This window comes from Ruegeria sp. CDSC081, from assembly GCF_059610485.1.
The window spans coordinates 352,170-367,220 of record NZ_JBXWNS010000004.1 but is presented as its reverse complement, the minus strand read 5'-3'; the positions used below and the strand labels follow the sequence as shown (position 1 = coordinate 367,220).

The 15,051-nt window shown below is 58.2% G+C and carries 18 protein-coding genes; 6 read left to right on the top strand and 12 right to left on the bottom strand.

What is annotated here, in order from left to right; genetic code table 11:
* Positions 1–69 precede the first annotated feature (69 nt).
* Both AC2FH9_RS09595 and AC2FH9_RS09590 read left to right on the top strand, forming a co-directional pair.
* Positions 70–318 (top strand): hypothetical protein, encoded by a 249-nt coding sequence (locus tag AC2FH9_RS09595; RefSeq protein ID WP_496871328.1) that lies wholly within the window; start codon positions 70–72, stop codon positions 316–318.
* A gap of 42 nt (positions 319–360) precedes the next feature.
* Complete coding sequence (locus AC2FH9_RS09590; RefSeq protein WP_496871327.1) at positions 361–1,005, top strand: SDR family NAD(P)-dependent oxidoreductase; 645 nt, start codon at positions 361–363, stop codon at positions 1,003–1,005.
* Between the two features lie 60 nt (positions 1,006–1,065).
* Here AC2FH9_RS09590 and AC2FH9_RS09585 read toward each other — a convergent pair whose 3' ends face one another.
* The 4 genes from AC2FH9_RS09585 to AC2FH9_RS09570 form a co-directional block, all read right to left on the bottom strand.
* Positions 1,066–1,908, bottom strand: a complete 843-nt coding sequence (locus AC2FH9_RS09585) for an ATP-binding protein (RefSeq protein ID WP_496731754.1) — start codon at positions 1,906–1,908, stop codon at positions 1,066–1,068.
* Between the two features lie 116 nt (positions 1,909–2,024).
* Positions 2,025–2,942, bottom strand: a complete 918-nt coding sequence (tatC, locus tag AC2FH9_RS09580; RefSeq protein WP_142633471.1) for a twin-arginine translocase subunit TatC — start codon at positions 2,940–2,942, stop codon at positions 2,025–2,027.
* On the bottom strand, positions 2,939–3,397 hold the full coding sequence (tatB, locus tag AC2FH9_RS09575; RefSeq protein WP_496749652.1) for a Sec-independent protein translocase protein TatB: 459 nt from the start codon (positions 3,395–3,397) through the stop codon (positions 2,939–2,941). Before tatB ends, tatC begins: the two co-directional genes overlap by 4 nt.
* 6 nt (positions 3,398–3,403) lie before the next feature.
* On the bottom strand, positions 3,404–3,619 hold the full coding sequence (locus AC2FH9_RS09570) for a twin-arginine translocase TatA/TatE family subunit (RefSeq protein ID WP_142633467.1): 216 nt from the start codon (positions 3,617–3,619) through the stop codon (positions 3,404–3,406).
* Positions 3,620–3,838: 219 nt separating this feature from the next.
* Between AC2FH9_RS09570 and AC2FH9_RS09565 the strand changes: the two genes are divergently transcribed.
* Together AC2FH9_RS09565 and AC2FH9_RS09560 are read left to right on the top strand one after the other, a co-directional pair.
* Entirely contained in the window at positions 3,839–4,144 is a 306-nt protein-coding gene (locus AC2FH9_RS09565; protein WP_142633465.1) for a hypothetical protein, read from the top strand.
* 21 nt (positions 4,145–4,165) lie between these two features.
* Positions 4,166–4,837 carry a helix-turn-helix transcriptional regulator gene (locus AC2FH9_RS09560; RefSeq protein WP_496871324.1) on the top strand — a complete coding sequence of 224 codons (672 nt, stop codon included), beginning with the start codon at positions 4,166–4,168 and terminating at the stop codon, positions 4,835–4,837.
* A gap of 63 nt (positions 4,838–4,900) precedes the next feature.
* On the opposite strand, the gene AC2FH9_RS09555 is transcribed toward AC2FH9_RS09560, so the two are convergent.
* From AC2FH9_RS09555 to AC2FH9_RS09520, 8 genes are all read right to left on the bottom strand, one after another.
* On the bottom strand, positions 4,901–6,052 hold the full coding sequence (locus tag AC2FH9_RS09555; RefSeq protein ID WP_496706028.1) for a peptidoglycan DD-metalloendopeptidase family protein: 1,152 nt from the start codon (positions 6,050–6,052) through the stop codon (positions 4,901–4,903).
* Between the two features lie 63 nt (positions 6,053–6,115).
* Positions 6,116–6,766 (bottom strand): protein-L-isoaspartate(D-aspartate) O-methyltransferase, encoded by a 651-nt coding sequence (locus AC2FH9_RS09550; RefSeq protein ID WP_142633458.1) that lies wholly within the window; start codon positions 6,764–6,766, stop codon positions 6,116–6,118.
* Complete coding sequence (gene surE, locus AC2FH9_RS09545) at positions 6,763–7,545, bottom strand: 5'/3'-nucleotidase SurE (protein WP_496688290.1); 783 nt, start codon at positions 7,543–7,545, stop codon at positions 6,763–6,765. Before surE ends, AC2FH9_RS09550 begins: the two co-directional genes overlap by 4 nt.
* 121 nt (positions 7,546–7,666) lie before the next feature.
* Entirely contained in the window at positions 7,667–8,752 is a 1,086-nt protein-coding gene (locus tag AC2FH9_RS09540) for an ABC transporter ATP-binding protein (protein ID WP_185956606.1), read from the bottom strand.
* Positions 8,753–8,832: 80 nt separating this feature from the next.
* Complete coding sequence (locus AC2FH9_RS09535) at positions 8,833–9,879, bottom strand: methyltransferase domain-containing protein (protein ID WP_142633454.1); 1,047 nt, start codon at positions 9,877–9,879, stop codon at positions 8,833–8,835.
* A 90-nt stretch (positions 9,880–9,969) separates the two neighbouring features.
* Positions 9,970–11,082, bottom strand: coding sequence for a DNA alkylation repair protein (locus AC2FH9_RS09530; RefSeq protein ID WP_496749646.1), 1,113 nt, complete (start codon positions 11,080–11,082; stop codon positions 9,970–9,972).
* 2 nt (positions 11,083–11,084) lie between these two features.
* Positions 11,085–11,864: an SDR family oxidoreductase gene (locus AC2FH9_RS09525; protein ID WP_496688658.1), complete on the bottom strand. Its 780-nt coding sequence runs from the start codon at positions 11,862–11,864 to the stop codon at positions 11,085–11,087.
* A 74-nt stretch (positions 11,865–11,938) separates the two neighbouring features.
* Complete coding sequence (locus tag AC2FH9_RS09520) at positions 11,939–12,301, bottom strand: nuclear transport factor 2 family protein (protein WP_142633450.1); 363 nt, start codon at positions 12,299–12,301, stop codon at positions 11,939–11,941.
* A gap of 109 nt (positions 12,302–12,410) precedes the next feature.
* On the opposite strand from AC2FH9_RS09520, the gene AC2FH9_RS09515 reads away from it, so the two are divergent.
* Positions 12,411–14,018, top strand: coding sequence for a peptide chain release factor 3 (locus AC2FH9_RS09515; protein WP_281994525.1), 1,608 nt, complete (start codon positions 12,411–12,413; stop codon positions 14,016–14,018).
* Positions 14,019–14,036: 18 nt separating this feature from the next.
* Positions 14,037–14,978: a glycosyltransferase family 2 protein gene (locus AC2FH9_RS09510; protein ID WP_496749645.1), complete on the top strand. Its 942-nt coding sequence runs from the start codon at positions 14,037–14,039 to the stop codon at positions 14,976–14,978.
* Positions 14,979–15,051: the final 73 nt, after the last annotated feature.

The window sequence follows — 15,051 nt, the reverse complement described above, 5'->3', positions numbered from 1 at the left end:
TTGCGTTTGATAGTCCGCCTCCAACCACTCATCAAAAGGGGTTGGGGCCGCGTGCCGCAACCGCACTCTATGTCAAACAAAACCGTTACAATCGCGGCCACGCAACAGGGCGCGCTTAGCAAGAACTCTGTCACGCTGCTTGGGGTGTTTGGGCCAAAAGCCGAGATGCGCGCGCTGATGCGGATGTCTTCTGGCCGGGTCAAAGAGGTCAAGCTGGGCAGCCGTGTGTCTTCAGGTACTATTGTGGCCATTGATGCCGAGGGCATCATGCTGCGACAAAGCGGTCAGACGACGCGCATAGCGATCCCAGGCAGCTAATCCTGTCTTGACGCGCTGCGCGCTTGGGTTCAAACCGCAGTCATGACCGATCAGACTAAAATCGCCCTCATCACCGGGGCCTCTCGCGGGCTGGGCGCTGCCCTGGCCGAGGCGCTGGCACCAGAGTACCACATCGTCGCTGTCGCCCGCACCACCGGCGGGTTGGAAGAACTGGACGACCGCATCAAAGTAAAGGGCGGTTCAGCCACCCTGGCTCCGATGGATATTGCCGATCCGAATGCGATGGCGACACTGTGTCGTGGCATCCATGATCGCTGGGGCAAGGTGGACCTGTGGCTGCATACTGCGGTTCACACTTCGGCCCTGACGCCGACCCATTTCATTGACCCCAAGGAATGGACCAAAGCCATCAACACCAACGCAACCGCCACGTCGGTCCTGATCCCCTATGTTGCGCCTTTGCTGGGTGAGGCCGGCCATGCGGTGTTTTTCGATGATCCGAAGGCGGGCGAGAAATTCTATGGCATCTACGGTGCCACCAAGGCGGTGCAGATGGCTCTGGCCCGTAGCTGGGCGCTGGAAACTGAGCGCACCGGGCCGCGTGTGAGCATCGTGGAACCGGCTGCCATGCCAACTGCCGTGCGTGCCCGGTTTCATCCCGGTGAGGATCGGGAGGCATTGACCAGCACCGCAGATGAAGCGGCGCGTATTCTGGCTCTGTTATAGGAATGGCCCATTGGGCCATGCCTCCGGCGGAGGTATTTTTAGCCAGATGAAGCCGGCGGATTACGCGATGTGAACACCGTTTCTTCCGGCCAGATCGACGAAGAATTGCCATGCCACACGTCCCGAGCGCGCGCCACGTGTGGCCTGCCATTCGATCGCTTCGGCGCGCAGGGTGTCTGCGTCGACCGAGACGCCGTAAGCAGCACAATAGCGGTCGATCATGGCAAGGTATTCGTCCTGATCGCAAGGATGGAAACCCAGCCATAGCCCGAACCGGTCCGACAGTGAGACCTTCTCTTCTACGGCCTCAGACGGGTTGATGGCGCTGGAACGTTCATTTTCGATCATATCCCGCGGCATCAGGTGGCGGCGGTTTGAGGTGGCGTAGAAGACCACATTTTCCGGGCGACCTTCGATGCCTCCGTCCAGCACTGCCTTGAGCGATTTGTAGTGCTGATCATCGTGGCTGAAGGACAGGTCATCACAATACAGGATGAACCGATGCGGCGCTGCACGTAGATGGTTCAGCAGACGCGCGACCGAGCCCATATCCTCGCGCTGAAGCTCAACCAGTTTCAGATCGGGATGTTCGTTCTGCAGGGTGCCGTGGACCGCTTTGACAAGGCTGGATTTGCCCATACCGCGCGCGCCCCAGAGCAGCGCATTGTTGGCCTTAAATCCTGCGGCAAAGCGGCGTGTATTGTCCAAAAGTGTATCGCGAGACCGGTTGATACCCACCAAGAGATCCAAATCGACCCGATTGACCTGCTTAACCGGTTCTAGGCGATCGGGTTCGACATGCCAGACAAAAGCCGGAGCTGCCGCAAAATCGGGCGCGGCCAGAGGCGCCGGGGCCATGCGATCCAGCGCGTCGGCGATACGGTTCAGGGCTTGTGTATCCATTGGGGCCTCCGGTCGTGTTTGGAGGGTCTCAAACCATGTTCCGCCCGGCGCGACAAGAGCGGCGCATGAAAAAGGCGCGCCGGGATGGGCGCGCCTGTTCATTGCATGATCGACGTTTATTTGCCGTCTTCTTCGTGGATGATATCGGCATCCGCCTCTTCTTCGTCGTCATAGTAGCCTTCTGCGCGCAGCTCGGCCTCGCGCTTTCTCTCAACTCGGGCGACAAGGAAAATCGACACCTCATAGAGGCCATAGACCACGACAAACAGGATGATCTGAGTGATCACATCCGGCGGTGTCACAAGGGCGGCCAGCACCAGAATGCCCACCATGGCGTATTTGCGGACACTGCCCAAACCTTCGGCGCTGACCAGACCGGCCTTGCCCATTAGGGTCAGCAGAACCGGCAGCTGGAAACACAGGCCAAAGGCCAGGATGAATTTCAGCGTGATATCCAGCGATTCATTCACCTTGCCGAAGAACGTGATCTTCACGCCCTCGGTGGTTTCGGGCACAACCACGATCTCTTCTGGAACATCTCCGGTTGTCGCCGACAACAGATTGGCGAAAATCGAACTGACATCCGCAAAACCCAGGAAGAACTGCATGGCCAGCGGCGTCACTACGAACTGCGCAAAAGATGCCCCCAGCAGGAACATGAACGGCGAGGCGACCAGGAATGGCAGGAAAGCGCCCTTCTCAGACCTGTACAGACCGGGCGCCACAAAGCGCCAGAGTTGATAGGAGATCACCGGGAAGGCCAGCGCAAAACCAAACACCATCGATATCCGGAACAGCGTAAACAGATATTCCTGTGGCGAGGTATATTGCAAAGTCGGAGAAGGATCGCCCAGATCGCGCAGCGTTGCCTCGATTGGTTGGACCAGAAATTGCAGGATCGGTTCCGCGACCGTAAAGGCCAGGACAATGCCTATTACAAAGGCAATGACCGCGCGGATCAGCCGGGTGCGCAGTTCCGCCAGATGCTCGATCAATGGGGCCGAGCTGTCTTCGATCTCGTCTGTGTCGGTCATGATTTGCCTTCGCTTTTCAGCGCGGCTTCGGCCTCTTCAGCCTTGGCCAGCGCGTCGGCGGCTTCTTTCGCCTTCCGCTCGGCCGCAGCGCGTGCGGTCGAGGCCTGGATCTTCTTGGCCTGTTCGGCCCGTTCGGCGGCCAGCTTACCGGTCTCGCTATCGGGGTCAAACTTGGTGGGGTCGATACTTTTGGCCAGGTCCTGCGCGGCTTCTTTCACACCATCCATGGCGCTGCCTACAGGGTTGGTGGCCGCGTTGAGACCTTTTTTGATGTCATTCACACCGGCCTGATCCGCCGCCTCGTTCATGGCACTGCTGAATTCGCGCGCCATGCCACGGGCCTTGCCGACAAAACGACCGACATTACGGAACAAAACCGGCAGATCCTTTGGCCCCACAACGATCAGGGCAACGACGCCGATGACCAGAAGCTCGGTCCAGCCCAGATCAAACATACCGGATCAGACCTTGTCTTTGTCGGTCTCGGGCGTGACGTCTTTGGCCAGCTCGGATGCGTCCTGATCCAGTTCCTCTGCGCCTTCTTTGACGCCCTTCTTGAATGACGTAATGCCTTTGCCCACTTCGCCCATCAACGAGCTGATTTTGCCACGGCCGAATAGCACCAGAACCACAACTGCGATCAGCAGAATGCCGGGAAGGCCAATATTGTTGAGCATCTCTCTTCTCCTATAACGTCGGCGCCGTACGCCGGAAATGTGATCTGGGTCCGTGTCTACGCCCGCTGGCCCGCCTGCAAAAGTGAGTTGGTTCAAATCTGCGTTCAAATTTGATCCGATCCGATGTTTTTTACGGCCTCGGATTGATCAACTGACAGGTTTGTGTCAGTTGATAGGGGCTAGGTAGGCGGTATCGAAACCTGGTCAACGGAGATTCACATGACCCATGTTGCAGAAATCGTCACCTTCACCCTCGCCAACGGGACAACCCCGGAAGAGTTTGTAAAACTCAGCCAAGCGTCCGAAGCCTTTGTACGCGCAGCTCCGGGGTTTGCCCATCGTCAACTCAGTCAAGGCGAAGACGGGCGCTGGACTGACTACGTGATCTGGACCGATATGAAGGCCGCACAGGACGCAGCTGCGCAGTTCCCGCAGCAGGGTTTTGCGCCCGCACTGATCGCAGCGATCAACCCCGAAGGCATGCAGATGCGCCACGAGAACGTGCTATGGAACATGACCGCATAACCCCGGTCAGAGCGGCGTGTCATGCGCCGCAGTGACCGGCTGTTCGATATCATCCAGATCCTGCGCGACGGTAAACTGCACCGCGCGCAGGACATTGCGGACCGGCTTGAGGTGTCGGTCCGCACGATCTATCGCGACATGGATACGCTGGCCGCCTCGGGCGTTCCGGTCGAAGGTGAGCGCGGCGTGGGCTATATGGTGCGTGAGCAGATCACCCTGCCCCCGCTGAATCTGACCCCGGCCGAACTGGAAGCGCTGAACCTTGGCATGGCAATCGTGGCCGAGGCCGCCGACCCCGACTTGAAAACCGCCGCCGAGTCTTTGGCTGAAAAGATCGACGCCGTGCTGCCGACACAGGTGATTTCCGAGGCTGACAGCTGGAAATTTGCGGTATACCCCTTTGCCGATGCCGCACGCGGGCTGGCGCATATGGCCCCGATCCGCGCCGCCATCAAATCACGACAAAAATTACGTCTGAGTTACCGCAGGATCGACGGCGTGCTGACCGAGCGCACCATTCGGCCATTGCATATGGAGTATTGGGGACGAGTCTGGACGCTGACTTCCTGGTGTGAACTCCGCGATGATTTCCGGGTCTTCCGAATTGACCTGATCGAAACCGTCCTTCCCCTGCCCGAGATTTTTGCAGACGAGCCGGGAAAGCGTCTGAGCGATTACGACCCATACGCTTAACCCTGCCGTCATCGGGTTGGGATTATCCCTGCCAGCGGCATGGCCCTGACGGGGCCATTCTTATCATTTCAGATAGGGCTCTGGATCTACAGATTCGAAGCCTTTGCGCACTTCGAAATGGACATAGGCGTTGTCCCCGCTCCGCAGCGAGGCAATCTTCTGCCCTCGTCGCACGCGATCCCCTTTCTTGACCGTGATATCTGCCACATTGGCATAGACGGTCAGCAGATCACTGTTGTGTTTAACAACGATGATCGGAACCTGATCTGCATCAGCAGTGATCGCCGCAACAGTTCCCGCCTCTGCCGCCATTACAGGCGATCCTGCGGCCGCTGCGATGTCGATCCCCTCGTTTTTTCCCTTTTGATAGGTGCGGATAATCGTACCGTTCACAGGAAGCCCAAGCGCCGAATTGCTTTGGTTTGTTGGTGCCTCGGCGGTCACATCAGGCGCCGGAGTGGCCGGGGAAATGGTTTCGTCAGGCAAGGGCTGCGTAGCACTGGGCGGCGTCGGTGTCGGAGACCCCTGGCCGGGCTGTGTCACATTCGTTGCAGGCACAGCAGCTTTGCGCGGTGCGGATTGGCTTTTCACCGGGATCAGAAGGAACTGGCCTTCGCGGACGGTAAAATCGGAATCCAATCCATTCCAGTCTGACAGCGCCTCAACGGGAACGTCATAGAGGCGTGAAATTGTAAATGCCGTTTCACCACGTTTCACCTTGTGGCGGATCGGTTCGGGACCGGTTGGTGCCGGTGCCGCCGCAGGTTTTGCGGGTTCAAGCGTTGATGTACGGACCGAGCCATTTGCGGGGACTTCGTCGATTGCCGTACCAGCTATCGTCGCAATATCGACAGAGCTTGCGGAACCGACCGTCTGGGGCAGTGCCACAACTTCGCCCTCGCGCAGGGAATCGGTAGGCATTAGACCATTGAAACGCGCCAGCTCTCCTTCAGGCAAACCAACCCTTGCGGCCAAGTCTCTGACAGTGTCACCGCGGCGAGCAATCGCCACTTGATAGGTCGGATATGTGATGACACCCCTGGCATCCGGTGCGGGTCGGTTGGTCGTCGCCGACTGTGCTGCTTCGGCGGTGGAAAAACCGCCTACCTGTCCGCGAAGATCATAGTCCAGCGGCCCTTCGCACCCAGCCAGGATTGCAAGGCTAGCCACTCCTAACGCACAGCGGCGCATTGCTGATTTGGAAACTGCTCTCATTTTATTGTCCTCGACACCTGCCCCTGTTCATCGGGGTTCCGGCGCATTTTGCAGAATATTCCTTTAAGCTCCATCCTTCCCAAGCCCTTCTAACAAGGGCACAAAACGGACAGGCAACAATTCGTCATAGTCCAAACCGGATTCGGTGCGTCGGACCCTGATCAACGTCTGGACCGTATCCGACTGCCCCACCGGCAAAACCATGATACCGCCGATTTTGAGCTGCGCCAAGAGCGGCCCGGGCGGGTCCTCGGCAGCTGCAGTCACGATGATACGATCAAACGGGGCTTGCTCGGGCAGACCAAACGAACCATCCGACAACATTGCCGTCACATTCGTCAGCCCCAAATCACGGAACAACTGGCCGGTTTCGCGCACAAGTCGCTTATGGCGCTCGACCGTGTATACCCGGCGTGCCAGTTTCGACAGGATCGCGGCCTGATAGCCCGATCCGGTCCCGATCTCGAGCACGGTATCACGCGGACGTACTTCCAGCGCCTGCGTCATCAGCCCAACGACAGACGGTTGGCTGATCGTCTGGCCGCACGCAATCGGCAGCGGCGTATCCTCATAGGCGCGTTCTGCAAACAGGCCTTTGACAAATCTGCCGCGATCTATCTGCTCCATGGCTGCCAGCACGCGTGCATCCGTCACCCCGCGCGAGCGCAGGGCAAACAGGAACTGCATGGTTGTTTCAGGGTCCAGTCCGCTCATTCGATCGACTTTAACGCTTCCAGCGCGTCATGCGCCGTCAGATCCGCACGCATTGGTGTGACCGAGATATAGCCTGCCAGATTGACGGCAGCATCCGTCCCAGGTGCAGTCGGGTTGTGTTGATACCCGCCCTTGATCCACAGAAACCGCCGCCCGGAAGGTGAGCTGTGCGGCTCGACCGAGAAATGTGTGTCACGCCGATAACCCTGAGGGGCGATCCGGGTGCCCAGTACTTCATCCGCAGGCACTGGGGGGAAATTGACGTTGTAAAACAAACGGTAATCGCCTTGTTCTGCCGGCGTCGCGCCCAGTATCTTACGAACCAGTTCGGCACCAAATCGGGTCGCGGATTCGAACGGGTCATCCAGCCCCAAATTGCGCGGACCGAAATATTGAGACAGGGCAATAGCCGGAACCCCCTGCAGGGCCGCCTCCATCGCGCCCCCGACTGTGCCAGAATACAGCGTATTCTCGGCCGAGTTGTTCCCACGATTCACACCAGATAATACCAGGTCGGGTGGCGCGTCCTTCATCACATCGTGCAAACCAGCCAAGACACAATCAGCTGGTGATCCTTCCGCAGCAAAACGGCGTTCTCCCAGCTTGGCAACCATCATCGGGTGCGTGTAGCTGATGCAATGCCCCACGCCGGATTGCTCGAAAGCGGGCGCAACGACCCAGACTTCACCGCCCGGTCCGGCCAGATCGGCAGCAATCGCCTCGAGCGCGATAAGTCCCGGCGCATTGATACCGTCATCATTGGTTAGAAGAATACGCATATGCCCCATCCACCGCAGCGTTTTTTCCTTGATAGACCCAGCCCCGCACTGCGGCAAGCAACCCGCAGGTGCAATCTGAGGCTTTCACGCACCACTTGCGCCTAAACTGCAGTTTTAGACCCTATTTGGGGAATACAAAGCACCGATCGCGGCGAATGGTAAGCCACATGACCCGCCCCGCTTGCGGGACAAACACGTTGGGAACGGTCGCTTTCAAGATTGAATCATCATAGTCCATACGGAATTCAATCAAGCTTTCGTTGCCCAGAAAACGCGCCCGTTCGACCACACCACGCGCGGCTACCCCGTCCGTCGGTGTCGGCAGTGGACCTTTGCCATTGCGATCAAAATCCAGACGGACGTGCTGAGGCCGAAATACAATTTCAACATTCGTCCCATCCGGCACACCCGGAGCAAGAAACTGACCAAATGGGGTATCGGCCAATGCTCCGTTAACTTGCGCGCCTAACACATTTATATCGCTAAAGAATGCAACTGCAGCTTTGTCCGCAGGACGGGTGTAGACGTTGTAAGGCGCACCCTGTTGAACGATTCTGCCACGGCGCATCAGGGCGATCTCATCGGCCATACGCATTGCCTCTTCGGGTTCATGGGTAACCAACAGCACAGCGGCGTCCTCTTCCTTGAGGATCGCCAGAGTTTCGTCCCGAATTCCATCGCGTAACCGGTTATCGAGACCCGAAAACGGCTCATCCATCAACATGATCCGGGGGCGTGGGGCCAATGCGCGCGCCAGGGCCACCCGCTGTTGCTCACCGCCCGACAAGTGATGTGGAAAGCTGTCTGCGAAACGCATCAGGTCGACTTTGGCCAGCAACTCATCCACGCGTGCGCGTTTTTCATCTTTGCTACCCTTCAGGCCAAAGGCAACATTGTCAGCTACGCTAAGATGCGGGAACAGGGCAAAGTCCTGAAACATCAGGCCAATCTCGCGCCGCTCAGGCGGGACACGGAACACCGTATCGCAGATCAGCTTGCCATCGACATAGATCTGGCCTGTCTCTTGCATCTCGACACCGGCAATCATCCGCAGCGTCGTCGACTTGCCGCACCCTGACGGCCCCAACAGGCATGTCACCTGCCCCGCCTGCACGGTCAGCGAGACGTCATCAACAACCACCCGACCTTCGTACCGGGCGACCAGATTGCGAATTTCCAGACGCGGAGGAGTTGCGTTTACTGTCACCGATGGACCCCGTAGCCTTACCCGATCAAATCAATCGGGCTTGGGCGGGGATAGCAACCCCTCCCTTTGGGTGCAAGGGATCAGCAGCAGCCGCCCGTTTCGGCCTGCCCGGTCGCCTCAAATGGGCTTTCACCACCGCAGCCTTCGAAGATGCCGTAATGGGTTGAGAAATCACCGAGGAACTCGAAATGCCGCGCAAACCGCGTGTCTTTGAGCATCATCCATGTGTTGCCGCACACCGGAAACACCTTACCCGTCGCGATTGCGTGGTGGTCATCCAGCTCAAATATGTGCGCCGCATTGGGCACAGTGCCCTTATAGATCACGGCCTGACCATAATCTTCGCAGGCGGGTTCCAACGCAGGTAACTTGAACAGACGATAGGTGGCTGACAGGAATTTGAGCGGTGCCACGCGGTCCTCAAGAACCGGGTTTTCGATGGTCAAGGAGCGGTGCGTGACTCGACGCGGGTCGCCGAAACCGGCTTTGCGAGACATCGACAGAAAATCATTCCAGTACAGCGCACCGGACAGACACTCGCCATACAGAACCTCATCCTCGGCCATTGCCTGCGGTACGCGACGATCCGCATAAACGTCCGAGAAATACATCTCTCCGCCGTCCTTAAGCAGGCGATGCGCGCCGCGCAGAACGGCCTCCTTATCGGTGGCCAGGTTGATCACGCAGTTCGAAACGATGATATCGAAAGACCCCGCCTTTAAGTCCAGTTCATCCAGCTTTTCGATGTAGCCGTGATGGAATTCCACGTTGCTTTGGGCATACCCAAAGGTTTCGGCGTGATATTCCTGATGCGCGCGAGCGATATCCAACTGCTCGGGTGTCATATCAACGCCCACCACACGGCCTTTCTCACCTACCATAGCAGACAGGGCGTATACATCCCGACCGGCACCACAGCCCAGATCAAGGATGCTCATCCCTTCCAGATCCAGCGGCGCGATCAGCCCGCAGCCGTAATAGCGGGTCAGCACGTCATCATGGACCTTGGCGAGGATCTTTTTCAGATGATCCGGCATATCGTCGGGCGTACAGCACGCATTGGTCTGCAGGTCCGCGCTACTTTGCAGGACCTCGCCATAGTAGTTCTGCACCGATTCATGTTTCATCGCTGTCATCCCCTCGCCTGACTGTTGCTCAGCTAACGCAGCGCCGCACGCCGTGCAATCAAAAGCCGAGCATTCTGACGAAAGGTTGAGCTAGCCCAGTAGCTCAAAATCCAGATCCGCGCGCACCCGGCCGTTCACCTGAATCTCCAGACGATGTGCGCCGGGAACAAGCTTGAACGTGGTCGCATCGCCTTTGAGCTTGTGCTTTTTGCTCAAGGTCAGCTTTCCATCGCGCAACGCGGCCTGTTTCAGCTTGTGCACTTTGGCGGAGGTTTTTCCGCCAGGTCTTTGGAAATAAATGATATAATCGACCAGAACCGGTTGGCTCGCCTCACCAGCCAATGAAACGTCAAACTCAAGCGCGCCGCCAATCTTTGCGGGCCCGTTTACCGTGACCGAGACCTGTATGTCGGCATCAGGGTCATATCCCAGCATCTTCATCGCGCGCGGGTGCCCGGCCTTAACCAGACCGCGCAGGGTATGAGAGGTCATCCACCGCAACTCGTCCGCGTCCTGACGCTGTGAGACAGACCAATCCTGCAGGCGGTCCAGCACCATATCCGGGTCTTTTTTGGAGATGTCGTTCAGATGGTTGGCCACCGACCGCGTCACATAGCGCGTTTGATCCTCATGCAGCCGATCCAGCAGAGGCAGCGGGTCGGTTAATTCCAACCCCACCGCCTGGCCCCATGGCAAACGCGGGCGGGTTCCTTCGGACACCAGACGCCGCACGTGATAGCTGTCATGTCCGCACCAATCCTCCAGCCGCTCCATGACATGTTCGGGGTGACGATTGAGAAAGGGGCGAATGGCCCATTCCATCGAAAACCTCTGCGTCAGTTCAGCCAGCACGTCCAGCGCGAGGTCGGGGTGATCAAGGCCGACATTCACGACCCAATCCCCCAGCGGCGCAAAGATGAAATCGCCAAAATCGTCGTCGGTCTTGTTCGGATTCAGCGGCGGCGGCAAGGCCCGTAAAAGGGTCGGAGCGACAGTTGGCAGCTCACCCGGAACCTGTTGCTGCAGGCAATCGGCGATCCACGCCATCCGCTCTTTCAACTCAAGCTCGAGAAGGCGTGACATCACCTGCGTTTGAAACGCCTGTGCATCGAACCCTGGATCAGCATCGGCAAAAAGCCCCGCCAGATAACGGGTTTTTTCCGCATTAAACAGCTGATCCTTCAGTGAAAATCCTTGCGCCATGGTCACATCGTCAGATTGGTCGCGCCACCATCCAACAGGATGTTCTGCCCGACGATAAAGCCCGCATGCTGCGAACACAGAAACGCGCAGGTTGCCCCGAACTCCTGCCGCGAGCCATAGCGGCGCGTGGGGATGGTTGCCTCACGCTGCGCGCGTGCCTCGTCAACGGAAATGCCTTGCTGCGCAGCCACACCACCGTCCAGAGAATCCGCTCGATCCGTCGCATGTATCCCCGGCAACAGGTTATTGATTGTCACACCATGCGGCGCGACCTGCCTGGACGTTCCGGCCACATAACCGGTTAGCCCGGTCCGTGCCGCATTAGACAGGCCAAGAACGGCAATCGGCGCCCGTACGGATTGCGAGGTGATGTTCACCACCCGGCCCCAGCCCTTATCCATCATGCCGGGCAACAGGGCCTTCATGAAGGCAATCGGGGTCAGCATGTTGGCATCCAACGCCTTGATGAAGTCCTCGCGCTGCCAATCCGACCACAGGCCCGGAGGCGGACCGCCAGCATTTGTCACAAGAATATCAACGCCCTGCGCGGCAGCAATCACTTGCGCCTGCCCCTCCTCCGAGGTCACATCACACGCAACACTCTGCACATCGACACCAAATTCCGAGCGCAAACGCGCGGCTTCAGCCTCTAACGCGTCGGCCCCTCGCGCGTTCATCACCAGATTCACACCAGCCGCCGCCAGAGCCTCGGCGCAGCCCAGACCCAAACCTTTACTGCTGGCACAGACCAGCGCGCGCTTTCCACCTATTCCCAGATCCATCTGTTCCTCCCCATCTGTGATTATCCGCATGTCTTTCACCCAGCAGACAGGGAAGACAGATTGATGACAAGGGGTTAGTAGAAGAACTCTTCCCGGACGATCTTGCCATCCGCGACGTGATACAGCGCAACTTCGCGCATATCGAAGCTCTCACCGCTTTCCTTGAACTTGCCCTGCACCTCAAAGATCACGGCAAAACGGTCTTCGCCATGCACCATCGGGTCACTGACGTTTCCGCCCGTCACTTCGGTCGAACTCTCCCACCAATCGTGCTTGCCACGGATCGCGTCGCGCCCATGCGCCTCGCGTCCCATACCGGATGCATCGACGGCCTCAACCGAAACGGCATCTGCCGCATACAGCTTGTCCAGATTGGCCTTGGCCCTGTTTTCCCGGCATCCCGCCACCAGCTCATCGGCGATTTCTTTCAAATTCATTGATCCTCTCCATTATTTGTTCACTATATGTTCTTATTGCCACAGGCAGACGATTCGAACCAGCCTCTTTGTCTTGCTTCGGCAGAATTCCCCGCCTATACGCGCGACTATGCTTGATACCGCCACGAACCAACCCACCTTGCCGCCCGAGATCGCCCGGCGCCGGACATTTGCCATCATCTCGCACCCGGATGCGGGCAAGACGACCCTGACGGAAAAGTTCCTGCTGTATGGCGGCGCCATCCAGATGGCCGGTCAGGTACGCGCCAAGGGTGAGGCACGGCGGACACGTTCGGATTTCATGCAGATGGAGAAGGATCGCGGGATCTCGGTCTCGGCCTCGGCCATGTCCTTCGACTATGGAAACTTCCGGTTCAATCTGGTGGACACGCCCGGCCACAGCGATTTCTCGGAAGATACTTATCGCACTCTGACCGCGGTGGACGCGGCCGTGATGGTGATCGACGGCGCGAAAGGTGTGGAAAGCCAGACCCAGAAACTGTTTGAGGTCTGCCGCCTGCGCGACCTGCCGATCCTGACCTTCTGTAACAAGATGGACCGCGAAAGCCGCGATACGTTCGAGATCATCGACGAAATTCAGGAAATGCTGGCCATCGACGTCACGCCCGCTGCCTGGCCGATTGGAGTAGGCCGCGACTTTATCGGCTGTTACGACATGCTGCGCGACCGGCTGGAGCTGATGGACCGCGCTGACCGTAATAAAGTGGCCGAAAGCATCCAGATCAACGGGTTGGACGACCCCAAGCTGGCCGAACATGTGCCCGAGCACCTGCTTGAGAAGCTGCTGGAAGAGGTTGAGATGGCACGCGAATTGCTGCCCGCGCTTGACCCCCAAGCGGTATTGGAAGGCCACATGACCCCGATCTGGTTCGGCTCGGCGATCAATTCGTTCGGCGTCAAGGAACTGATGGAAGGCATCGGCGCCTATGGCCCACAGCCGCAGGTACAGTCCGCGGAACCCCGTCAGATCGCGCCAGAAGAAAAGAAAGTCTCTGGGTTCGTCTTCAAGGTTCAGGCCAATATGGACCCCAAGCACCGCGACCGGGTGGCATTTGTGCGCATGGCCTCGGGCCATTTCAAACGCGGCATGAAGCTGACCCATGTTCGATCGAAAAAGCCGATGGCAATCTCGAACCCTGTGCTGTTTCTTGCATCCGACCGGGAACTGGCCGAAGAGGCCTGGGCCGGAGACATCATCGGCATCCCAAACCACGGCCAGCTGCGCATCGGCGACACGCTGACCGAGGGCGAAGCGATCCGGGTAACCGGCATCCCCTCCTTTGCGCCGGAACTGTTGCAAACCGTGCGACCGGGCGACCCGATGAAAGCCAAGCACCTGGAAAAGGCGCTGATGCAATTCGCCGAAGAAGGCGCGGCCAAGGTGTTCAAACCGTCCATCGGATCGGGCTTTATCGTCGGCGTCGTTGGCGCGCTGCAATTCGAGGTTCTGGCCAGCCGGATTGAGATGGAATACGGCCTGCCGGTACGGTTCGAGGCGTCTCAGTTCACTTCCGCCCGCTGGGTCAGTGGTGAAAAGGTTGAGGTCGAGAAATTCGTCAATGCCAACAAGCAGCACATCGCTCATGATCATGACGGCGACATCGTCTATTTGACTCGCCTGCAGTGGGACATCGACCGGGTCGTGCGGGACTATCCCGACCTGAACCTGACCGCCACCAAAGAGATGATGGCGTGACAGGGTCACGAGCTTCATATGCCGGATAATGTCCCAAGCTGGGGCATTGTATCGACGATCCGGGGCTCGGCCCCGGACATACTTCGGTTTGCGGCCTATCACCTCGATCTCGGGGCCGACCGGATGTATCTGTATCTGGACGAGCCTTGCCCGGCTGCGTTCAACGCCCTGAACCGCCACCCACGGATCGAAATACGCAACTGCGACGAAGGGTACTGGGCGAACCGAAAGCGCGAGCGGCCCGACAAACATCAGGTCCGGCAAACCGCAAATGCCAGCTTTACTTACAGAAAGGCTGAGGTCGACTGGCTCGCCCATATTGATCTGGACGAGTTCCTCTGGCCGCAATCCGACCTTGGCGCGATATTAGCGGAGATTCCGCAACATATCCCAGCGGTGCGCGTTCGTCCGATCGAGCCCGTAGGCGGAACCGAAGACCTGTACAAAGCCTATATCCCCGCTGGTCAGGGCCGTGATGGGATCGTTCAGGCACTTTATCCGAATTTTGGCGGATTTGTTCTTGCTGGATTCCTCAGCCATGTTCAGGGTAAACTGTTTGTTCGCAAAGGCTTACCCAAGATCAATTTCCGGATTCACAATCTGTTTCAGGATGGCGAAATCCTCCCGACCAAGGTCGAGCTGCCGCACGTTGATCTATGCCACCGTCATGCACCTGACTGGGATCATTGGCTAGCCCATTATCGGTTCCGGTTCGAAAAGGGCTCGTATCAGCCAGGCATGTCACCCAATGTTCCGCGCGAACAAGGCGGGATGAACATGAATGAATTGCTGAGCTGGATCGAAGAAGAAGATGGGGCTCACGGCCTGCGGGCTTTCTATGATGAAATCAGTGGCGCCGACCAAGAAGTTCGCACCCGCCTCGAAAAGTTTGGGCTGATTAAGCACCGTCCGTTGGATTTGGATGGAAAAGTCGCGAAACATTTCCCCGGAAGTACCTGAATTGTTGCGATAAATCCGCATGGTCAGCCGGTGTTGCAGCGTAAAAGTGACTTCATTTGACCCTGCCCCGTGA